Below are 18,539 nucleotides of genomic sequence, written 5' to 3' on the forward strand. Positions count from 1 at the left end.
TTGCGACGCGACATGATCACCGGGTTCATCGTTAAAGCTGAAGCAGCGTGCCGAGGAGATGCTGTTCCATCTCGCCTTCGAGGATCGCTCCTAATTCTGGCGTCGCCGCCTTCATCGTAGGCGATTCCATATGCGCCGCCAGCGCCGCCTCATCGCGCCAGACTTCATAGGTCATGAAGCGGCCCGGACGTTTGATGTCTTCGTGCAGGCTATAGGCCCTGCACCCATCCTCCTGCCGGAATGCTTCGGTCGCGGGTATCAGCAGGTCGCGCAATGCATCCGCCTTGTCGGGTTTGCTGGTGAGGATCGCCACCACATAAAGATCGTCCGTCATTCCTCGTCTCCTTCAATCCGTGCGAGCGTTGTGCGCAGGAAACGGACACTGTCCGCAAGCACGGGCGCCTTGCCTCTGAAAGGCACGGACAGGGCCATCGCGACATTTTTATGGCTGAGCCCCGGATAATCGATATGCGCGGCCCGTCCATGCAGCTCTGTAAGACGGGCCGTCAGATTGTTTGCATTGTGCGCTTTAACCTGGACATCATCACCGGCAGAGATGAGCAGCATGGGCGCGGCGTCAGCGCGCGCGAAATGAATGGGCTGCGTCATCTGCGGATCGGGTGCGCCCTGCATGGCGTCGATCGCCCGTTTGTCGGTAAATGGATAGAAATCATATGGGCCACATAGACCCACAGCTGCCCTGATGATGCCGGGATCGACGCCCTCGGCGCGAAGCCATCGCTGGTCGAGCGTTAGCATTGCGACGGTATAGGCGCCGGCCGAATGCCCGGCCACGGCGATACGGCCAGCATCGCCGTCCAAGCCAGCGATATGGTCGCGGGTCCACCGAACCGCCTGCGCGCCATCTTCCAGAAATGCGGGGAAGCGGACCGCCGGCACCTTGCGATAGTCAGCAACGACTACGACAAAGCCCTGCTTCGCATAGGCTCGGGCTGCAAAGGCATAGGCCTCACGCGTGCCCTTCACCCAGCCACCGCCATACCAGAAGATGAGGACGGGCAGAGGCTGCTTTCCGCGCTGCGTTGCCCGCCAGACGTCCAGTCGCTGGCCGTGGGTGCCGAAGGCGATGCCCTGCCCTACCCGTTCGACGCCCAGCCCGCCGCCCATGACGCCATCCAGGATGCTGAGCAGCATCGGCGGCGACGTCAGGCTTGCGGCAACACCCAGCGCCAGCAGGATAGCGAGTGACCCGACGATAAAGGGATGGCGGCGGAGAAGCCCGCGCTTCGAAGCGGTCACGTCTTTCCCGCACCGATGTCCAGGCTTGCCAGGATAACGGTTGTAACTTTCATCATGCCCACCTCCTTCAGAACAAGACCGGATTTCCGACAGAAACGCACAGGAGATCGCGTAGGATCATGACGCTCAAGAAAATATCTCGAGGCGGGTTGGGTAATGGGACGCGACGATAGCCTAGCGATCCATCTGGTTTGTGACTGCCAGCCGGAAGCTCTGACCGGCCGGCGGAGCCGCGATAGCTGTTATCCCTTGTTGCTTGAGCAAAGCGGCAATGGCCAGCGCCCGACGCTGGGAAAGAACCGGCTTTTCCGGCATTTCGGACTGGAAACCAGGCACAGTCAGTTGGGGACTATTCCAGCGCCTGGCAGCCCAGGCAGACAGCAGCACAGCCTCACGGGCCGGCGCATCCAGCGTGTCGATATTGTCCGCAAAGCTGATGACCGGTAGCTGCGAGATCGGAGGCACGAGGGCGACTTGCCACCCCTCGATGGAATTCGCGGTACGCCGTTCTAGGGCACCATAGGTCGCAAGCTCCGCGCCTGGCAAAATGGCGGCGGTCGCCGTCACCCGCTGATGATCGCGGTCGATGGTTACCGCATCGGGCGCGACTCCGGCCGCGAGCGCCACCAGGCCAGCCACGCCATTCGCCTTGCCGATATCTCTTGCTACGGCATCATTGGCCTGTCGCAATTCGGCGCGCTGCGCTTCAACCGCGCCGGCCCCGGGATCGAGCAGAACCTGGTCGACCCGCAGCGCCACGGGGCGGCCGAGACGATCGCTGAGATCGGTCTGAAGCAGCGCATTGCTCTCCGCGCGCGATCGCGGCGCGATCACAACTGTGCGCACGGCCAATGGTGTCCGGTCGAAATCGACGTCCAACTGCGTGACCCTTGCCTCAGCGCCGAAGCGACCGGAGAGAAAGGAGCGGATCTGGCTGACCGCCACCGCTTCGCTGGCGATGTGACTGAGCGATATGGCGAGGGGTGTCCGTCGTCAGAACATTTGGCACACGTCGCGTCGTAAATTAGCGGAGTGCGGGCCTCGTCTTGGGGTTGATGTTAAGCGGCGAGCCTGCGGTGTTGCAAGCGCCGATATTCGATGGTCTTTCGCTTGATCCTTTCGCGCTGTTTGATGATGGCGGGAGCCCTGCCGAGGTAGGCGTCGGCGGGCGTCACGTTGTTCAGGCTCTCGTGGTAACGCTGGTTGTTGTAATGCTCGACGAAGGCCTCGATCTGGGCCTCAAGGTCGCCGGGCAGGAAGTAGTTTTCCAGCAGGATGCGGTTTTTCAGGGTTTGGTGCCAGCGCTCGATCTTGCCTTGGGTCTGGGGGTGCATCGGAGCGCCGCGTACATGGCTCATCTTCTGGGCATCGATGTATTCCGCCAGTTCGCCCGCGATGTAGCTGGGGCCGTTATCGCTGAGCAGCCTGGGCTTGTGCAGCACGGTGGCGCTGTCGCAGCCGGAAGCCTTAAGGGCCAGGTCCAGCGTGTCGGTGACATCCTCGGCGCGCATGTTGGTGCACAGTTTCCAGGCGATAATGTAGCGCGAGAAGTCGTCGAGCACGGTCGACAGGTACATCCAGCCCCACCCGATGATCTTGAAGTAGGTAAAATCGGTCTGCCACATCTCGTTCGGACGCGTGGTCTGGGTATGGAAGCGATCGGCGGCCTTGATCACCACATAGGCCGGACTGGTAATCAGATCGTGGGCCTTCAACAGGCGGTAAACGGTGGCCTCCGACACGAAGTAGCGCTTCTCGTCGGTGAAGCGCACCGCCAGTTCGCGCGGTGACAGCTCGCTGTAATCCAGCGCCATCTCGACGATCTGGCCCTGGATATCGTCGCCGATGCGGTTCCACACCCGACTCGGCGCCGATGGCCGATCTTCCAGCGCCTCCGGCCCGCCTTCGACGAAGCGATCGTACCAGCGGTAGAACGTCCGGCGGGGGATGCCGAGTTTGTCCAGCGTGTGCTTGGCGGGCAGGTGCGACTGCTCGACGATCCGGATGATCTCGAGCTTTTCGGATGCGGGATACCTCATTCGTCGTCGCCCCCATCCGCGATCATGCTTTTTTTAAGCAGGCGGTTTTCCAGCGTCAGGTCGGCCACGCATTCCTTCAGGGCACGGGCCTCGCGGCGCAGATCCTGCACCTCGCCAGTGGTCGCAGCACGGGCGGTGTCACCGGCCAGGCGCCGCTTGCCCGCTTCCATGAACTCCTTCGACCAGGTGTAATACAGGCTTTGGGCAATGCCTTCCTTGCGGCACAACTCGGCGATGCTGTCCTCGCCGCGCAGACCGTCCAGCACAATACGGATCTTGTCTTCGGCTGAGAAATGGCGCCGGGTCTGCCGCCGGATATCCTTCACAACACGCTCAGCAGGGGCCTTTGTCGGCGAATTTTTCAAGGAGGGTTTGGGCTTCATCTTCGTTCCTTCGTCACTACGACGAAGCCCAAACCCTCCTTAATTTACAACCTCAAATCTGTGCCATTGGTGCTGACGGCGGACAATGTGCAGCATTAGAACAAATGAAGAACGTAAGGGCAAGGCCATATCGATACGCTGCATCGCAGGGTCGCGCCCTGTCCATCCGGCATGATCCTGTACCATCTCGGAAGATGGTTCGAAATGGCGTAGCGCGGGCGATCTTGCGATAGCGAAGACCAGTTACGCAAAACCAGGCGCATTGCGACGATCCGAAGCGAAATGGCAGCGGGCACTGCATGCATGCAGCATTTGCGTGGAGATACGCCGGACAGCGCCGAACCGGCGCGCTCGCTGTGCCATGTGGATGGCGGGATCGGCGTCGGTTTGCACGCTATGACCTGGGGCGAATGCACGCTCGCGCAGCCGAACACGGCACGCTGGAGCGGCAGCCAGGCATGTCGCTCCCACTTCTATACGCACCGAGCCGGGCGGTTTGGACGCCTGCATCGATCTCGTGGCCGCCTTCGTGGTTCGGGTCGAGATGCCTCCCTCGCAATTTCCTGCGCCTCCTGTCCTCATCCGCTGCTGCGGCCTGCGTTCGATGGGCTGTCTGACCGGAACCGGCTTCGCCTCGACCGGCGGAACGCAACCGGCAGGGCGGGACTATTTTCCGCCGCCGACACGTCGGCTTTGCATCGCGAGGCAAAATAGCCCCGCCCGGCCGGTCCTCCGCTATGCTGCGGCCTTTCAGGTGCGCCGCCGGTCGCCCCGGTCCTGTCATTCCCATCGAGACCGCGACAGGCGCGGGTTCGAAAACAGGAGTATCTGACATGGCCATCATCGGCACCTTCACCAAGACCACGGACGGTTTCGCAGGCACGATCAAGACGCTGACCCTCAACGTCAAAACCACCTTCCGCCCCAGCGTGAAGGAGAATGACAAGGCGCCCGACTTCCGGCTGTTCCAGGGTGCCGCCGAATTCGGCGCGGCATGGGCGAAGACATCGGCCGCCGGCTCGGACTATATGAGCTGCAAGCTGGACGATCCGAGCTTTCCCGCCCCGATCTACGCGAGCCTCGTCGCAGCCGAGGACGGCGAGACCTACAATCTCATCTGGTCGCGCTGAGCAGCTCCGGCACCCCGCAAATGCGGGGTGCCGTTCGCGTCTCGACGGCCAGGCTTGTCCATGAACGGGGATAGCGTCATCTCGATATCGGGCCTTCCGCCCATCTGCCACACCGCCAGTCTGGCCGTCGCGAAAGGAGCGATGCGCGAAGGATGGCGAAGGCCGCAGACACCGCCTGGAACGATGCATCGCTCGACCGCTGCGACTATGCGCAGCTCTTTCTCGCGCGCTCGCCCGCCTACCGGCGCGGCTACGCGGCTCTCAAGACAGCGACCCGACAGGGACAGGAGGACTTTGCCCGGTTATGGGGCCTGCGCTTTCCCCTTCGATCCCGATAGAGCGCCAAGCCTGGCCCCCGCTTACTGGTTGCCGTCTGCCACCGGGGCCGTCGTCATCATCGACGCAGACACCGGTTTTTCGCTCCCGAGCCTCTCTGCCGGACGGCCTTTTTGCCGATCGGCCCCGGATGGCCGGCATATCGTGGCGCGCACCGGGCACCAGACCTATCGCCTGTGGATCCGCAGGCGCGCCACCCGATCCCCGCCCGCTTTTCATCTCCCACTCGATACTGCGTTCGAAGCGCGTCTAACGGCGACACGCCAAGCGCAGCCCTGGCTTGCAGGCGGCGATGAGATCGGCGCGTCCGACCCGCCGCTCTCGTCCTTTCAGGCCGCCCGCCTTACGCTCCTCCTGGCCCTGCTCGACGCCAGGGCGGCGGGCGCCTCGCTGCGTGAGCTTTCCCGCCTCGCCTATCCCGCCCTGCCTCCGCTATCGGCAGCGGAATTCAAGACGTCGAGCGAACGCCGCGGCACGCATCGGCTGGTCATGGAAGCCCAGCGCCTGCGCGACGGCGGCTATCGCGATCTCCTCGCCGTCGGCTGAACCAGCCTCATTCCATGCGGATCGCCCAGCTCGCGCGGGGTGACAATTTCTAAGCCCGCATTTCACCACTCCGGCCCCTGCGACGGGCTGCGCCATTCTGGTCGGCGACACCCCATGGCTGGCCAGCGCGCCGGTCCTCGAAGCTGGAGACCCGACATGGAAAGCGAGCTTGCGGTCGTTGCGCCGCGCTATCTCAGGACGCCCGACGCCGCCCTTCATCTTGGCCTGTCGCCGCGCACGCTCGAAAAGCACCGTTGCTTCGGCACCGGCCCTGTCTTTCGCAAACTGGGCGGTCGCATCGTCTACGCGCTGGTCGATCTCGATGCCTGGGCCGCGATCGGCACCCGCCGGTCGACGTCGGACCCGGGGCATGGCACCGTCTATCCGGCAAAGCGGCGCGACGGCAGCGCCCCGGTCCGGCGCTGACGCTATGGCGACCGCGACCGACAGACAGTTGGATCTGTTTCGCGCGGTGCGGGGCGATATCGCTCCGCGCGACGCCCAGGATCTCATGTCCTGGCCTTTCTTCAGCCTCGCCAAGAGCAAGAGGGTCGCGCCGATCCGTTTCCGCATGGGCGAGGTCTGGATCGAGGTCGAAGCCACGCACGAACATGGCATGGCGACGATCTGGGACGCCGACATATTGATCTGGGCGGCCAGTCAAATCGTCGAAGCCCGCGACGCGGGCCGCGGAACGTCCCGGCTGATGCAGGCCAAACCGCACGAACTGCTCCGCTTCATCGGGCGGGGAACCGGCGGGGACCATTATGACCGGCTCAAGGCGGCGCTCGACCGGCTGCAATCGACCACGGTCGCGACATCGATCCGGCAACCCAGCGAACGTCGGCGACACCGATTCTCCTGGATCAACGAATGGAAGGAGCATCTGGACGGTCAGGGCCGTGCGCGCGGCATCGAACTCATTCTGCCCGACTGGTTCTATGCGGGCATCCTCGATCGCGCGCTGATCCTCACCATCGACCGCTCCTATTTCGCGCTGACCGGCGGCATGGAGCGCTGGCTCTATCGCCTCGTGCGCAAGCATGGCGGCCGCCAGGTCAATGGCTGGAGCTTCGAGGTCGGCCATCTTCATCTCAAGTCCGGCATGCTCATTCCCCGCAAGCGCTTCGCCTTCAAACTGAGGGCGATCGTAAGCGCCCAATCGCTTCCGGGCTATGTGCTGTCGCTCCAGACCGTGGCGGGCAAGGACATGCTGCTTTTCCAGCCTCTTCCCGACGATCCCTTCGATCGGGCGCTTCGGCGCGTGCGCCATGGCCGGGGAGAAAAACGATGAGAAAAGCCGGCCTATCGGGAACCCCTCAATCCGGCCGATCGGGAACCGCAAACCCGGCCGATCGGGAACCGTTTTGCCCCGCAACGCCGCAGTTTCGCGACGATTCCTGGCCCCTTAACAATGCTAATAGAGAATCCTACGGATATTTTCTAACCCGCAGGCGAACGCGGCAAGGCGCGCGCACTCGCGGCGGAGCGGCGCGATGATCCTCGCGCTGGTCAATCAGAAGGGCGGCGCAGGCAAGACGACGCTTGCTTTGCATCTTGCCGGACAATGGGCGCGGCAGGGTATGCGCATCTGCCTGATCGACGCCGATCCGCAGGGGTCCGCCCTCGACTGGGCGGAGCAGCGGGCAGCCGAGGGCCATCAACGTCTGTTCGGTGTCATCGGCCTGTCGCGCGAGACCTTGCATATCGAGGCGCGCGAACAGGCTGCCAGCGTCGATCATGTCATCATCGACGGCCCACCCCGCGTCGCAGCGCTGATGCGCTCGGCGCTGATCGCGGCGGATCTCGCGCTCATCCCGGTGCAGCCTTCGGCGCTCGACGGCTGGGCCTCTGCGGAAATCGTATCGCTCGTCGCCGAGGCGCGCGGCTTCCATCCGAGCCTGGACGCGCGCTTCGTCCTCAATCGCTGCGATCCCCGCACGCTGATCGCGCGGCGTGCCCGCGCGGCTCTGGCGGATCGGCAGCCCGCGCCGCTCACCACCGGGATCGCCCAACGTGTCCTCTTTGCGCAGGTGATGGCGCAGGGGAGTCTTGCCAGCGAAGCCGATCCCGGCGGCCCGGCAGCGTGCGATATCGCCCGGCTGGCCGCCGAGATCATGGCGATCACGCGATGAGGAAGCCCGCTTCCGCTCACGGCTTTGCCACACGGCCCGGTGCCGCCGAGCGGTGGATCAATGCGGGGCCGACTGCGCCGCCCATGTCCGTCGCTGCCTTCAGCGCGCGGCTCACCATCGATGTCACGCCCGCAATGCGCCAGCGGCTGAAGCTGGCGGCGATAGCGCAGAACAAGACCGCCGCAGACCTCATGCGAGCGCTCATCGACCGGCATTTCCCCGACACAGGAAAGGAGCAACCATGACCCGTTCAGGCTTTCAGCAGACCCCATCTCGCCACCCCGTCTTCGCGGACCGGACTTTTGTCGAGCTGATATGGATTGAGGGGCGACTCGAACATTGGCTGCGCTTCGGCGATCCTGTGGGTGAGCAAATCCTCAGCCGCCGGACACGCGTCCTCACGCTGCTGCCCGGCAGCCACTTCGCGCTCGTACGCTGGGCCTCGAACGACCATGGCACCGTCCGCTCACGGATCGACATCGCGCGGAGCGTCGCGGCAGGCGAGGCCTATTCGACCATGCCCTTCGTGCGCCCGGGCGGCGAGATATTGCTCAGCATCGAGGGTTGGCCCAAGGTCGACAAGGTCCTGCGCGCGATCGACGGCGTGGAAGCCGTCGGTATCGATCCCGTTGCCGCCGCGCCCGATCACTGGCGCCACGTCCACAACCGGATCGCGGCGGGATATGATCCGCGTCCCTATTCGATGCAGCGCCATCGCGCGTTCGAACTGCGCCGGGAGATCGAACGATGACGCGGCGTCGCTATATCGTCGCGACATTCGTGGCTGGAACATCGGCGCTGATCGTCGCCTGTATCGATCCCGCGCCGCGTGTCGCCTGGAATGCGACGCCAAGCGCACCGATCGGCCTGTATCGCGTGTCGCCCGGACGCACCGGCGCGATCGGCGACCTCGTCCTGTCGATGCCCGAACCGACGCTGGGTCAATGGCTTGCCCGCCGCCATTATGTCCCGCTCGGCGTCCCGCTGATCAAGCCGGTGGCGGCAACTACAGGGCAAAGGATCTGCAGGGCCGGCGCGACCATCTCCATCGACGGTCGGCCCGTCGCACGCGCACGTCCCCGCGACCGGGTTGGTCGCCCTTTGCCGCAATGGAGGGGTTGCCGAACGATCGGTGCAGGTGAAGTCCTTCTTCTCAATGCGCGCGTCGACGACAGTCTCGATGGCCGCTATTTCGGCCCGACACCCGCGCCCAGGGTGATAGGGACGGTGACGCCGCTGCTTACGCGCGCGCATCCGGGGGCGTCGCTCGCCTGGCAGGGATGGCGGCCATGAGCGGCAGCAGGCGGCGCTTCTGGTACGCCATGCTGGCTGCTGCGATTCTGCAATGGGCGTGCAACGACAATGCAGTCAGCGCGCAGCCGCTCCGGTCCGCAGTCCCGCACAGCTATGCGGCCCATGTCGCTGAGGCTGCCCGCCGGTTCGGGCTTCCTGAACATTGGATATGGGCCGTCCTGCAGCAGGAGAGCGGCGGAAATGTCGGAGCGATGTCGCATGCGGGAGCGATCGGCCTGATGCAGATCATGCCCCCGACCTGGAACGAGCTTCGCGCTCGCCACGCGCTGGGAACCGACCCGTTCGATCCACGCGACAATATCATCGCGGGCGCTGCCTATCTGCGCGACATGTATGATCGCTACGGCGCAAGCGGCATGCTGGCAGCCTATAATGCCGGGCCTGGCCGATACGAAACCTATTTACGAGATGGCAGGCCGCTCCCCCGCGAAACGCAGACCTATCTGCGCCGACTCCTGCCATTTATCGGTGCCGAACCTGCCGCTTCGCCGTCCGATCCCACCCGCCCGCCTGCCATCCCATGGATGGAGGCGAAGCTGTTTCCCGCGCGCGGAAACGTCGGAGCATCTGTCATCGAGGCACGGTCCGACACAGACCTACCCTTGGTCCCATCTCGCGCACCCGGCGCGGCGTCTTCCCTTTTCGTCGCCCGCACGGAGCATAGGCCGTGAAGGGTTTTTGGGGATGGCGAGATAAAAGGCCCGCCGTCTGCCTGGGCTCATGTGGTTGGTTTTGGGGCATTTTAACGGGCGGCACTGCAATGGCCGCGACGGCGCTCGCATCAACTTCTGCCCTTTTTTCAACGGATCGGGGACTGGCAACGGTCATTTTGGGCGGGAATCCTGCATCATGAACCGGGACGAGCAGAGTTTCGACCTCCGACCCGGCCGGGCACGCGATCGTGGTGCTGGCCAGGGGCGACGCCTCGTATCGCTCGCCACCCAGGTCCGGCGCGCGGCCGCCAAGGCCGGGCATATGCGATTGCCAAGAGCCCGTCGGTCGAGCGGCACCGGCACGATTGGTCGGGGCGGGCTGGCGGCGGCATCCGCCCGCTTCCGTGCCGACGGGCGCAGAGTGGTCATCAAGGCGCGGATCGTGCGGCACAAGGGCACCCGCTTCCGCGCCGCGCCGCTCGCCCGGCATATCGACTATCTCGCCCGCGATGGCGTCACCCGCGACGGACAGGATGCCCGGCTGTTTGACCAGCGTACTGATGGCGTGGACGCGACAGATTTCGCACATCGCTGCGAGGACGATCGCCATCATTTCCGCTTCATCGTCTCGCCCGAGGACGGTGCCGACATGGAGGACCTGCGCGGGTTCGCCCGCGACCTCATGGCCGACATGGCGCGCGATCTCGACACCGCGCTCGACTGGGTTGGCGTCGATCACTGGAACACCGACAATCCCCATGTCCATATCCTGCTGCGCGGGCGGGCCGATGACGGCAACGACCTCGTCATCGATCGCGACTATATCAGTGAAGGCATGCGCGCTCGTGCCGAGGCGCGGGCGACGCTGGAACTGGGGCCGCGCACCAGCCAGGAGATTGCCCGGACGCTTGCCCGCGAGGTCGATGCCGAGCGCTGGACGTCGCTAGACCAGAGACTGCAGCGGCTGGCCGCCCGCAATATGGGGATCGTCGATCTGCGGCCCGGGCACGCGGGCTCCGAACCGAGCCAGCGCCATCATCCGGGACTGGTTCCGGGGCCGGATCGGGCGTCGGGATATGCTGACCCCGACAGCCAGCTACTGTTGGGACGCGCGGCCAGGCTCGAACGGATGGCTCTGGCCGAACCCGTTGCGCCAGGGATGTGGACATTGCGACCCGACTTTGAGGATAGTCTGCGCGAACTCGGCATGCGCACGGACATCATCAAGACGATGCACCGGGCGATGCAGACAAGCGGACGCCGCCCCGACCTCGCGACCTTCACCCTGCATGATGGCACGCCCACAGATCGGGTCATCGGCAGACTCGCCGCCCGCGGCCTTGACGACGAACTGATCGGAACGGCCTTTGCGATCGTCGAGGGGGTGGACGGGCGCACCCATCATCTGAGGTTCGAGGATCTCGAGATGACCGGCGATACGCCGATCGGCGGCATCGTCGAGCTGCGCAGCTGGACGGGCCGCGACGGGCGCGCCCACATGTCGCTCGCAACACGCTCCGACATGCTGCTCCACGCCCAGGTCGATGCGCTGGGCGCGACCTGGATCGACCGGCAGCTTGTGGGCGACGAACCCCTGTCCATGGCCAATGGCTTTGGTCGAGAAGTCCGCGACGCCCTCGACGCCCGGCGCGAGAAGCTGGTCGCGCTTGAAGTGGCGACCCGGCGCGGCGGACAGGTGATCCTGCCTTCAGGCATGATCGCCAGCCTTCGCGCGTCCGAGTTGCAGGATGCCGCCACGCGGATTGCGCAGGCGACAGGGCTTGCCCACCAGCCTTCCGCACCCGGCGAGATCGTGAGCGGCCAATATCGCGAGCGCGTCACCCTGGCGTCGGGTCGCTTCGCGATGATCGACGACGGCCTTGGGTTCCAGCTCGTGCCCTGGCGTCCGGCGCTCGACCGCCAGCTTGGGAGCCAGATGCTGGGCACGATGAGCCTAGGCGGACGGATCGATTGGTCGCCGGGCCGCAGTCGCGGGCTCGGCCTGTGACTTTCATCAATGACAAGGAGGTAAGACAATGTCGGGCGCACGCATACTCTGGGGTCAGTTGCTGCTCGTCGGCCTGGTCGTGCTGATCGCCATCTGGGGCGCGACCCAGTGGACCGCGGCTAGCCTTGGCTATCAGCCGGCGCTAGGGCCACCCTGGTTCGTGATCGGCGACCATCCCATCTATCTGCCGCCCGCCTTCTTCTGGTGGTGGTTCAGCTATGACGCCTATGCGCCCCATATCTTCGAGCGCGGGGCCTATGTCGCCGCATCGGGCGGTTTCGCGGCAATTGCGGTGGCGGTCGGCATGTCCGTCTGGCGCGCACGCGAGGCCCGCACCGCGGAAACCTATGGCTCTGCGCGCTGGGCTGTGCCTGCCGATATCAGGCAAGCGGGGTTGCTGAACGACGAGGGCGTCGTGCTCGGCAGGTCTGGTCCAGACTATCTGCGCCATGATGGCCCGGAGCATGTCCTGTGCTTCGCGCCGACCCGCAGTGGCAAGGGGGTTGGCCTTGTCGTGCCCACGTTGCTGACGTGGCCGGGCAGCTGTGTCATTCACGACATCAAGGGCGAGAACTGGCAGATATCATCGGGCTTTCGCGCACGCCATGGTCGCGTGCTGCTGTTCGATCCAACCAGTAGCGCGTCTGCCGCCTATAATCCGCTGCTCGAAGTGCGGCGCGGGCAATGGGAGGTGCGCGACGTCCAGAATGTCGCCGACGTGCTGGTCGATCCCGAAGGCTCACTCGAACGCCGCAACCATTGGGAGAAGACCAGCCATGCGCTTCTGGTCGGCGCGATCCTCCACGTCCTCTACGCCGAGCCTGATAAGACGCTGGCCGGGGTCGCCGCCTTCCTGTCCGACCCCAGGCGCACAATCGATAACACGTTGCGCGCGATGATGACGACGCCGCATCTCGGCAAGGCAGGCGTGCATCCGGTCGTCGCCAGCGCCGCGCGCGAACTGCTGAACAAGAGCGAGAATGAACGGTCCGGCGTGCTCTCGACCGCCATGTCTTTCCTGGGCCTCTATCGCGACCCCGTGGTGGCCCATGTCACCCGGCAATGCGACTGGCGTATCGCCGATCTGGTCGAGGGTGCCCGCGCAACGAGCCTCTATCTGGTGGTGCCGCCTTCGGACATCAGCCGGACCAAACCCCTCATCCGCCTCATCCTCAACCAGATCGGCCGCCGATTGACCGAGGAATTGAAGCCCGATGCCAAACGGCATCGCGTCCTGCTGATGCTCGACGAGTTTCCCGCGCTTGGCCGCCTCGATTTCTTCGAGAGCGCACTCGCCTTCATGGCGGGCTATGGCCTCAAGGCCTTCCTGATCGCCCAGAGCCTCAATCAGATCGAGAAGGCCTACGGCCCCAACAATGCCATCCTCGACAATTGCCATGTGCGGGTCGCCTTCGCCACCAATGACGAGCGGACCGCCAAGCGTATTTCCGACAGCCTGGGGACAGCGACCGAAATGCGCGCGATGAAAAACTATGCCGGCCATCGCCTCTCGCCATGGCTTGGGCATTTGATGGTCTCGCGCACCGAAACGCCGCGCCCCCTCCTGACACCGGGCGAGGTCATGCAGCTGCCGCCAAGCGAGGAAATCGTGATGGTATCGGGGATGCCGCCGCTGCGCGCTGCCAAGGCCCGCTATTTCGAGGACAAGCGTTTTACGGCGCGGCTGTTGCCGCCGCCGGACGCCGCGACGCTGGACAACGGCAAGCCGCCGTCGGACGACTGGAGCGATCGCGCCACCATCGTGGCGCCGGTGGCGAGGCCTGTTCCATCGATGCCTGCGTCACCAGAACAGCAAACGACCGATATGCAAGGCATCAGCACAGGGGGATCCAGCGATGGTCGTCGCGATGATCGGCCAACGCAGTCGGACACGGCCAATGCCGGTATCCGCCGGGAGCCCGATCTTCCCGAACAGGAGGAGATCATGCCGCCGCAGCGGTCCGCGCGTGAGGAGTTCGAATTCCACGAAAGCGACGATGACGAGGATGCGGTCCGCGCGCGGGCGATGAAACGGATGCGCCGGGCCGCGCGACAGGCCGCGCTCGATCCAGACGATGGCGTGGAATTATGAGCGGTCTCAAGGTCAAGCATACGATCCGCCTCTCTCCCGAGATTTCGATGCAGATGGCGGATTATGCGCGGCGCAAGCGCAAGCCGCAGGCGGTCATCGTCGAGGCCGCGCTTGCCTCTTTCCTGTCAGCCGACGGCTCCGATCGGCTCGAAGCCGCGATCGGTCGACGCCTTGATCGCCTGAACCGGGAGATGCAGCGGCAGGGATGGCAAAATGCCCTGAATGGCGAAGCGCTCGCCCTGTTCGTGCATGCGTGGATGCTACAGAATCCGGCATTGCCGCAGGAAGCGCGGCGCGCAGCCCTAGCAGACGCCAATATACGCTGGACAGGCTATGTCGAGGCGCTGGCGGCTCGCATGGAAGCCGGGCCGCGCCTCATCGACGAGATCGGGCAGGACTTCGGCGACGAGCCCTCGGATGGGGCGCGAAGTCGGTGACCGCGTGAAGCGGCCACCGACACCGATATCAGCCGTTCAGCTTGTCCTTGACCGTTTTTGCAGCGGAAAAGCCGAGCCCCTTGGAAGCGGGGATCGACAGGGGTTCGCCGGTCCGCGGATTCTTGCCCTCGCGCGCGCCGTTGAGCTTCAGCTTGAACTTGCCGAAACCGTTGACGGCGACTTCCTCGCCCTTGCCGGCATCGCCGATCGCGCCGAAGGTGGCGTCGATGATTTTCTTGGCGTCCGCCTTGGTGGTGCCGGTCGCGCTCGCCACCGCGTCGATGAGTTCAGAAGAGTTCATGCGTGCAGTCTTTCCTCAGTGTCTTGGATGGCATCGGTTGCCAATTTCGCGTGCCTTCGTCGAGCAAAATCGGGCTGTCGGCGGCGCTGGCGTAGCGTCCGACCAGGGCGCACCCCCATTTCTTGGTATGTGAGAGCCAGGCCCCTTCTGCTGTCCTTGCCGGACCTTACACAAGGGAGCCTGCCATGATGGAAATGACCGATGCCGGTCATGGCGTGCGCGAAAGCGCCGCCATGCGTGCGATGTTTGCTGCCCGCAAGGAGGTCTTCATCGACCTTCTGGGGTGGGATCTGCCTGTTCTTGCCGACCGGTTCGAGGTGGATCAGTTCGATACGCCCGATGCGCAATATCTGATCCTGCTTGGCCCCGATCATGTCCATCGCGCCTCCGCGCGCCTCCTGCGCACGCAGGGCGAACACATATTGGGGCATCTCTATCCCCATCTTTGTGCTGGCATTGTCCCGACCGGGCCGACCGTCCGGGAAATTACGCGCTTCTGTCTCGACCGGCATCAGCGATCGGTCGAGCGGCGCAGCGCGCGCAATCAGTTGGTGAGCACGCTGGCCGACCACGCCATCCGACATGGCATTACCGACTATACTGGCGTCGCCGAGCAGGCCTGGTTTGACCAGATTTCGCGGTTCGGCTGGGATTGCCGGGCGCTCGGACCATCGGTGCGTCATGGCCGTGACCTGTTGGTGGGCCTCCATATTCGTATCGATCATACCACCATCGACAAGCTGCGCGCGGGCGGCGTGTACGAGCCGATCCGCTTCGCCCTGATCGGTAGCGACGTCGAACCATCGGCACGCGGAGGAGACATGCTGTCATGAACCCGCTCGAAACGATCGATCATCTGGCCGCGGTGCAATATTGGACCGGTCGCCTCCTGCGTGACGGCTTCTGCATCATCCCCGACCTGCGTCCCCCTTGCGCGCTCCAGGCGCTGGAGCGGGATCTCTCGCCCATCTTCGAGGCGACGCCTTTTTGCGAGGGCGCTTTCTATGGCGAGCGGACCAAGCGTTTTGGCGGCCTCCTGCGCCGCAGCCGTCATATCGCGCCGCTAGTGGAAGATCCGCTCATCGTCGGAATCGCGCACGAAATATTGAGCCCCGCATGCGACCGTATCCAGCTCAATGTCGCCCAGGCCATCGAAATCCACCCCGGTGCGCTGACGCAGCTGCCGCACCGCGATCACGACATGTGGCAGGGCGCCAAAGGCTCGCATGAATATCTGCTCAATGTCATGTGGCCGATCACCCCGTTCACGGCGGACAATGGCGCGACCCAACTCTATCCCGCGAGCCATGGTGCAGCCGGCATGGCCCGGCAGGATTATGATGAGCCGATCGCGGCGACCTGTCTGCCAGGGTCCGCGATCCTTTTCCTGGGTTCGACGCTGCACGGCGCGGGCGGAAACAACACGAGCGAGGTCAGGCGCGCGATCGTCACCGGCTATTCACTGGGTTGGCTCAAGCCCTATGAGAATCCTTGGCTTGCCTATCCGCCCCCGGTTGCGCGGACCTTCTCGCCAGCGCTGGCCGCCCTGGTGGGCTATGCCCAGCATCGCCCCAATCTGGGCAATTATGAGGGGCAATGTCCCTCGATCCTGCTCAGAGACGAGATACCTGCACATATTGCCGCTATCGATGCGCTCCGGCCCGACCAGATGGATCTGGTCGATCATTACCTTAGCCGACAGGTGCCAGGGAACGACAGGCCCTGGCTTCAAGACAATGGCGCGGGCAAGGTCGGGTGAGTCCGGCGCAGATTCTCGAGCGCAGTTACCAGACGCTCAAGCAGCGCCTGATCGAGGGCGGATTCCGTCCTGGGCAGCGTCTGGAGGCTGCCCGGCTTGCAGACGACATGCATGTCAGCATCACGCCTGTCCGGGACGTTCTCAACCGGCTGACAGGGGAAGGACTGGTCGAAGCCATCGCAGGCGGCGGCTTCTACGTGCCGTCGCTCGACGAGAGTATGTTGCGTGACCTGCTCGACTGGAACGCAGCACTTGCCCTGCTGGCCATCCGCAAGCCAAGATCATCTATCGGCAGTGTCACGACGTTGGAGCATGATGCATCGGATGTGCCCGAACGGACCGCGCGTCTTTTTCTCCGTCTGGCCTTGAGGCAAGGCAATAGTGCGTTCACCCGCGCTGTTGAAAGCGCCAATGATCGGCTCCATGCCATGCGCCAGCTGGATGAACGCGTGATTGGAAACACGCGTGATGAACTGGCGGAATTGGAATCGGCCGCTGAAACCGCGACTGCATCAGCATTGGCCAAGCACGTCCGGCAGTTTCATGCCCGGCGAAAGGGCCGGCTCGCCACCTATATACGCCTGTTGCGAACTTCGCCCTCCGTGCCTGGAGTGTAATGGCCAAGGCGATGACCGACTATTGAGCGCGCGATCGCATCATCATGTCCATTCGGCAAGCAATGACTTTCCATAGCTTTACGCCGGCCATGTCTCCCGCAACGGCAATGGTACCGATCCGTTCGGCTGCCTTGGGCGGTGCTTGCTCACCATGCTGCTTCATCACTATGGACACCTTCCCCCACAAAAACTGGTCGTGCGTCATGCCAGGGTGATCCGTTCGACGGCAATCAGGTCAAAACCGTCACGCACGCCGATGATGGCAACGCGCTTGCCCAGCAGAGGCCGCCAGGTCTTGGTGATCTCCAGTCGCCATTCGCCGCCGTCGGATACACGCAGCACCGGATAGAAGTCGCCTTCCAAAAGAATGCCGGTCAGTTCATGGCGCGTTCCTCTCGGCATCAGCGGCACTGCCCGCGTGCATAACGATCCCATCGCAGGACAGTGCCGGACCTGATCATGCCGCAGCTTATGTCGCCCGTGCCTGGCAGCGTACACCATGCCGCCGTGCGACCGCCCCGCGCCGATCCATTCGACACGCAGCGCATGGCCGGCGCCGATACAAGAATATGGCCGGTACGCGCCTTGCCTTTCGCTCCGCCCAGCAGGCGCACCAGCCGGTCCCGTGCTGCAATAGCCGATGCCTTGGGACAGGGGTGCCCCTGTTTGCATGTGCCGTCCATCTCGCGGGCAGCTATACCGGCCAACCGTATCTTCGGACCTTCGGCACACCAGATAGGGCCGTCCCCGTCCCAGACATGGGTCGGCGTACAGGCAAAGGCCTGCCCGGATGCCAGAACGACCGCGGATAGGACGGCAAGCATGAGCCTCGCTTCAGCCTTCGGCCAGGATGGTCATGACGCTGTCGAGACTGCCTTTGACGACGAGATAATTTCCCTTCTCGAAATTGACTGCGCTGGTGTCGTTCTCACCGCGGTAGCGTCGAACGAAACTGACCCGATCGACATTGACGACTACCAATTCGCCCTCTGTCGTTTCCAAACGCACATATCCGTTCATACACATCCCGATCGCCTAAACCGCGACGCTAGCGTGGCTGTGGAGGATTGCACAGCCGCTATGCCGTCTATTGTTCAAGATCAGGAAAGCGGCAGACTATTCAGCACGACTGACCCTGTGCATAACCCGATCTACCGCGGGCTTACCGTCATAAAGGCAGCGTCATCTGGCGGACGTCAGGAATTGTCGGGGGATGCTCGATCGCCGCGATGACGCTTTGCGCCAGTTCCACCGCCGCCTGTTCGCGTAGGCGCTCGTTAGGTGCGGTGAGGGCGACGCGTGCCCAGGCCGGGGCGTGAAGCAGGCTCTGCGCGAGCCAAAGAGAATCAGGGTGAGTCATGACCTTGACCGTAGAGAACATATCAGGAACGAAGCAAGAGGCTTGCGATGAAATTGGCGATCGCTAGGCTGCCTGGATGTGCAATCATTATCGAACTGATCCGGACAATAAGTCCCCCGACTACACCACCCGCATTGCCGAGGTGCCGGCCGTAAAAGCCAGATGAGCG

26 protein-coding genes are annotated in these 18,539 nt (G+C 64.0%); 16 read left to right on the forward strand and 10 right to left on the reverse strand.

Annotation, left to right across the window (positions count from 1 at the left end; genetic code table 11):
* Positions 1-31: 31 nt before the first annotated feature.
* The 4 genes from WFR25_RS22290 to WFR25_RS22305 form a co-directional block, all read right to left on the reverse strand.
* The gene (locus tag WFR25_RS22290) at positions 32-334 is read right to left on the reverse strand and encodes a putative quinol monooxygenase (protein WP_336973783.1); all 303 of its coding nucleotides are present in this window, start codon (positions 332-334) and stop codon (positions 32-34) included.
* Positions 331-1,260, reverse strand: coding sequence for an alpha/beta hydrolase (locus WFR25_RS22295; RefSeq protein ID WP_336973785.1), 930 nt, complete (start codon positions 1,258-1,260; stop codon positions 331-333). Before WFR25_RS22295 ends, WFR25_RS22290 begins: the two co-directional genes overlap by 4 nt.
* Before the next feature lie 174 nt (positions 1,261-1,434).
* Positions 1,435-2,205 carry an OmpA family protein gene (locus tag WFR25_RS22300; protein ID WP_336973787.1) on the reverse strand — a complete coding sequence of 257 codons (771 nt, stop codon included), beginning with the start codon at positions 2,203-2,205 and terminating at the stop codon, positions 1,435-1,437.
* 113 nt (positions 2,206-2,318) lie between these two features.
* Positions 2,319-3,682, reverse strand: a protein-coding gene (locus WFR25_RS22305) for an IS3 family transposase (RefSeq protein ID WP_336967452.1) whose coding sequence is annotated in 2 segments (ribosomal slippage) — positions 2,319-3,332 and positions 3,335-3,682 — 1,362 coding nt in all. Because the reading frame shifts where the segments join, the coding sequence is not laid out codon by codon here.
* An 833-nt stretch (positions 3,683-4,515) separates the two neighbouring features.
* On the opposite strand from WFR25_RS22305, the gene WFR25_RS22310 reads away from it, so the two are divergent.
* The 13 genes from WFR25_RS22310 (at position 4,516) to WFR25_RS22370 (ending at position 14,333) form a co-directional block, all read left to right on the forward strand.
* Complete coding sequence (locus tag WFR25_RS22310; protein ID WP_336966693.1) at positions 4,516-4,812, forward strand: DUF736 domain-containing protein; 297 nt, start codon at positions 4,516-4,518, stop codon at positions 4,810-4,812.
* Positions 4,813-4,964: 152 nt separating this feature from the next.
* Positions 4,965-5,150 carry a transcriptional regulator domain-containing protein gene (locus WFR25_RS22315; protein ID WP_336973789.1) on the forward strand — a complete coding sequence of 62 codons (186 nt, stop codon included), beginning with the start codon at positions 4,965-4,967 and terminating at the stop codon, positions 5,148-5,150.
* A gap of 142 nt (positions 5,151-5,292) precedes the next feature.
* Positions 5,293-5,694, forward strand: a complete 402-nt coding sequence (locus tag WFR25_RS22320) for a DNA -binding domain-containing protein (protein ID WP_336973790.1) — start codon at positions 5,293-5,295, stop codon at positions 5,692-5,694.
* Positions 5,695-5,850: 156 nt separating this feature from the next.
* Positions 5,851-6,120, forward strand: coding sequence for a helix-turn-helix transcriptional regulator (locus WFR25_RS22325; protein ID WP_336966688.1), 270 nt, complete (start codon positions 5,851-5,853; stop codon positions 6,118-6,120).
* Between the two features lie 4 nt (positions 6,121-6,124).
* A complete protein-coding gene (locus tag WFR25_RS22330; RefSeq protein ID WP_336975003.1) occupies positions 6,125-6,988 on the forward strand; it encodes a replication initiator protein A in 864 nt (287 codons plus the stop codon).
* 202 nt (positions 6,989-7,190) lie between these two features.
* Entirely contained in the window at positions 7,191-7,829 is a 639-nt protein-coding gene (gene parA / locus WFR25_RS22335) for a ParA family partition ATPase (RefSeq protein ID WP_336973791.1), read from the forward strand.
* Complete coding sequence (locus WFR25_RS22340) at positions 7,826-8,074, forward strand: ribbon-helix-helix protein (protein ID WP_336973793.1); 249 nt, start codon at positions 7,826-7,828, stop codon at positions 8,072-8,074. Before parA ends, WFR25_RS22340 begins: the two co-directional genes overlap by 4 nt.
* The gene (locus tag WFR25_RS22345; RefSeq protein ID WP_336973794.1) at positions 8,071-8,580 is read left to right on the forward strand and encodes a DUF2840 domain-containing protein; all 510 of its coding nucleotides are present in this window, start codon (positions 8,071-8,073) and stop codon (positions 8,578-8,580) included. Before WFR25_RS22340 ends, WFR25_RS22345 begins: the two co-directional genes overlap by 4 nt.
* Positions 8,577-9,122, forward strand: coding sequence for a S26 family signal peptidase (locus WFR25_RS22350; RefSeq protein WP_336973797.1), 546 nt, complete (start codon positions 8,577-8,579; stop codon positions 9,120-9,122). Before WFR25_RS22345 ends, WFR25_RS22350 begins: the two co-directional genes overlap by 4 nt.
* The gene (locus WFR25_RS22355; RefSeq protein WP_336973800.1) at positions 9,119-9,814 is read left to right on the forward strand and encodes a lytic transglycosylase domain-containing protein; all 696 of its coding nucleotides are present in this window, start codon (positions 9,119-9,121) and stop codon (positions 9,812-9,814) included. The genes WFR25_RS22350 and WFR25_RS22355 overlap by 4 nt, the downstream gene beginning before the upstream one ends.
* A 178-nt stretch (positions 9,815-9,992) precedes the next feature.
* A complete protein-coding gene (locus tag WFR25_RS22360) occupies positions 9,993-11,804 on the forward strand; it encodes a relaxase/mobilization nuclease domain-containing protein (RefSeq protein ID WP_336973801.1) in 1,812 nt (603 codons plus the stop codon).
* Positions 11,805-11,832: 28 nt separating this feature from the next.
* Positions 11,833-13,896, forward strand: coding sequence for a conjugal transfer protein TraG (locus WFR25_RS22365; RefSeq protein WP_336973802.1), 2,064 nt, complete (start codon positions 11,833-11,835; stop codon positions 13,894-13,896).
* The gene (locus WFR25_RS22370; protein WP_336973804.1) at positions 13,893-14,333 is read left to right on the forward strand and encodes a CopG family transcriptional regulator; all 441 of its coding nucleotides are present in this window, start codon (positions 13,893-13,895) and stop codon (positions 14,331-14,333) included. Before WFR25_RS22365 ends, WFR25_RS22370 begins: the two co-directional genes overlap by 4 nt.
* A 28-nt stretch (positions 14,334-14,361) precedes the next feature.
* Here WFR25_RS22370 and WFR25_RS22375 read toward each other — a convergent pair whose 3' ends face one another.
* The gene (locus tag WFR25_RS22375) at positions 14,362-14,634 is read right to left on the reverse strand and encodes an HU family DNA-binding protein (protein WP_336973806.1); all 273 of its coding nucleotides are present in this window, start codon (positions 14,632-14,634) and stop codon (positions 14,362-14,364) included.
* 185 nt (positions 14,635-14,819) lie between these two features.
* Here WFR25_RS22375 and WFR25_RS22380 point away from each other — a divergent pair, with 185 nt between their 5' ends.
* The 3 genes from WFR25_RS22380 to WFR25_RS22390 are packed head-to-tail and all read left to right on the forward strand — an operon-like array spanning position 14,820 to position 17,010.
* On the forward strand, positions 14,820-15,467 hold the full coding sequence (locus WFR25_RS22380) for an acyl-homoserine-lactone synthase (RefSeq protein WP_336973807.1): 648 nt from the start codon (positions 14,820-14,822) through the stop codon (positions 15,465-15,467).
* Positions 15,464-16,393, forward strand: coding sequence for a phytanoyl-CoA dioxygenase family protein (locus WFR25_RS22385; RefSeq protein ID WP_336973809.1), 930 nt, complete (start codon positions 15,464-15,466; stop codon positions 16,391-16,393). Before WFR25_RS22380 ends, WFR25_RS22385 begins: the two co-directional genes overlap by 4 nt.
* Positions 16,390-17,010: a GntR family transcriptional regulator gene (locus WFR25_RS22390; protein WP_336973812.1), complete on the forward strand. Its 621-nt coding sequence runs from the start codon at positions 16,390-16,392 to the stop codon at positions 17,008-17,010. The genes WFR25_RS22385 and WFR25_RS22390 overlap by 4 nt, the downstream gene beginning before the upstream one ends.
* Positions 17,011-17,029: 19 nt before the next feature.
* Here the strand turns inward: WFR25_RS22390 and WFR25_RS22395 are convergent, their stop codons facing one another.
* The 5 genes from WFR25_RS22395 to WFR25_RS22415 form a co-directional block, all read right to left on the reverse strand.
* Complete coding sequence (locus tag WFR25_RS22395; protein ID WP_336973814.1) at positions 17,030-17,215, reverse strand: DUF6961 family protein; 186 nt, start codon at positions 17,213-17,215, stop codon at positions 17,030-17,032.
* Positions 17,212-17,412: a DUF5818 domain-containing protein gene (locus WFR25_RS22400; protein ID WP_336973816.1), complete on the reverse strand. Its 201-nt coding sequence runs from the start codon at positions 17,410-17,412 to the stop codon at positions 17,212-17,214. Before WFR25_RS22400 ends, WFR25_RS22395 begins: the two co-directional genes overlap by 4 nt.
* On the reverse strand, positions 17,412-17,834 hold the full coding sequence (locus WFR25_RS22405) for a thermonuclease family protein (protein WP_336973819.1): 423 nt from the start codon (positions 17,832-17,834) through the stop codon (positions 17,412-17,414). Before WFR25_RS22405 ends, WFR25_RS22400 begins: the two co-directional genes overlap by 1 nt.
* A 10-nt stretch (positions 17,835-17,844) precedes the next feature.
* The gene (locus tag WFR25_RS22410) at positions 17,845-18,030 is read right to left on the reverse strand and encodes a hypothetical protein (RefSeq protein WP_336973821.1); all 186 of its coding nucleotides are present in this window, start codon (positions 18,028-18,030) and stop codon (positions 17,845-17,847) included.
* A gap of 148 nt (positions 18,031-18,178) precedes the next feature.
* Positions 18,179-18,370 carry a DUF6771 family protein gene (locus WFR25_RS22415; RefSeq protein ID WP_336973822.1) on the reverse strand — a complete coding sequence of 64 codons (192 nt, stop codon included), beginning with the start codon at positions 18,368-18,370 and terminating at the stop codon, positions 18,179-18,181.
* Positions 18,371-18,539 lie beyond the last annotated feature (169 nt).

It is taken from the genome of Sphingobium aromaticiconvertens (assembly GCF_037154075.1).
GTDB lineage: Bacteria > Pseudomonadota > Alphaproteobacteria > Sphingomonadales > Sphingomonadaceae > Sphingobium > Sphingobium aromaticiconvertens.

Bases quoted from the DNA above. Each gene is read 5' to 3' on its own strand.
- WFR25_RS22405 (WP_336973819.1), bottom strand. From the start codon at position 17,834: ATGCTTGCCGTCCTATCCGCGGTCGTTCTGGCATCCGGGCAGGCCTTT.
- WFR25_RS22370 (WP_336973804.1), top strand. From the start codon at position 13,893: ATGAGCGGTCTCAAGGTCAAGCATACGATCCGCCTCTCTCCCGAGATT.
- WFR25_RS22380 (WP_336973807.1), top strand. From the start codon at position 14,820: ATGATGGAAATGACCGATGCCGGTCATGGCGTGCGCGAAAGCGCCGCC.
- WFR25_RS22385 (WP_336973809.1), top strand. From the start codon at position 15,464: ATGAACCCGCTCGAAACGATCGATCATCTGGCCGCGGTGCAATATTGG.
- WFR25_RS22315 (WP_336973789.1), top strand. From the start codon at position 4,965: ATGGCGAAGGCCGCAGACACCGCCTGGAACGATGCATCGCTCGACCGC.
- WFR25_RS22340 (WP_336973793.1), top strand. From the start codon at position 7,826: ATGAGGAAGCCCGCTTCCGCTCACGGCTTTGCCACACGGCCCGGTGCC.
- WFR25_RS22355 (WP_336973800.1), top strand. From the start codon at position 9,119: ATGAGCGGCAGCAGGCGGCGCTTCTGGTACGCCATGCTGGCTGCTGCG.
- WFR25_RS22375 (WP_336973806.1), bottom strand. From the start codon at position 14,634: ATGAACTCTTCTGAACTCATCGACGCGGTGGCGAGCGCGACCGGCACC.
- WFR25_RS22290 (WP_336973783.1), bottom strand. From the start codon at position 334: ATGACGGACGATCTTTATGTGGTGGCGATCCTCACCAGCAAACCCGAC.
- WFR25_RS22410 (WP_336973821.1), bottom strand. From the start codon at position 18,030: ATGAACGGATATGTGCGTTTGGAAACGACAGAGGGCGAATTGGTAGTC.
- WFR25_RS22325 (WP_336966688.1), top strand. From the start codon at position 5,851: ATGGAAAGCGAGCTTGCGGTCGTTGCGCCGCGCTATCTCAGGACGCCC.
- WFR25_RS22350 (WP_336973797.1), top strand. From the start codon at position 8,577: ATGACGCGGCGTCGCTATATCGTCGCGACATTCGTGGCTGGAACATCG.
- WFR25_RS22365 (WP_336973802.1), top strand. From the start codon at position 11,833: ATGTCGGGCGCACGCATACTCTGGGGTCAGTTGCTGCTCGTCGGCCTG.
- WFR25_RS22360 (WP_336973801.1), top strand. From the start codon at position 9,993: ATGAACCGGGACGAGCAGAGTTTCGACCTCCGACCCGGCCGGGCACGC.
- WFR25_RS22400 (WP_336973816.1), bottom strand. From the start codon at position 17,412: ATGCCGAGAGGAACGCGCCATGAACTGACCGGCATTCTTTTGGAAGGC.
- parA (WP_336973791.1), top strand. From the start codon at position 7,191: ATGATCCTCGCGCTGGTCAATCAGAAGGGCGGCGCAGGCAAGACGACG.
- WFR25_RS22345 (WP_336973794.1), top strand. From the start codon at position 8,071: ATGACCCGTTCAGGCTTTCAGCAGACCCCATCTCGCCACCCCGTCTTC.
- WFR25_RS22310 (WP_336966693.1), top strand. From the start codon at position 4,516: ATGGCCATCATCGGCACCTTCACCAAGACCACGGACGGTTTCGCAGGC.
- WFR25_RS22395 (WP_336973814.1), bottom strand. From the start codon at position 17,215: ATGACGCACGACCAGTTTTTGTGGGGGAAGGTGTCCATAGTGATGAAG.
- WFR25_RS22330 (WP_336975003.1), top strand. From the start codon at position 6,125: ATGGCGACCGCGACCGACAGACAGTTGGATCTGTTTCGCGCGGTGCGG.
- WFR25_RS22415 (WP_336973822.1), bottom strand. From the start codon at position 18,370: ATGACTCACCCTGATTCTCTTTGGCTCGCGCAGAGCCTGCTTCACGCC.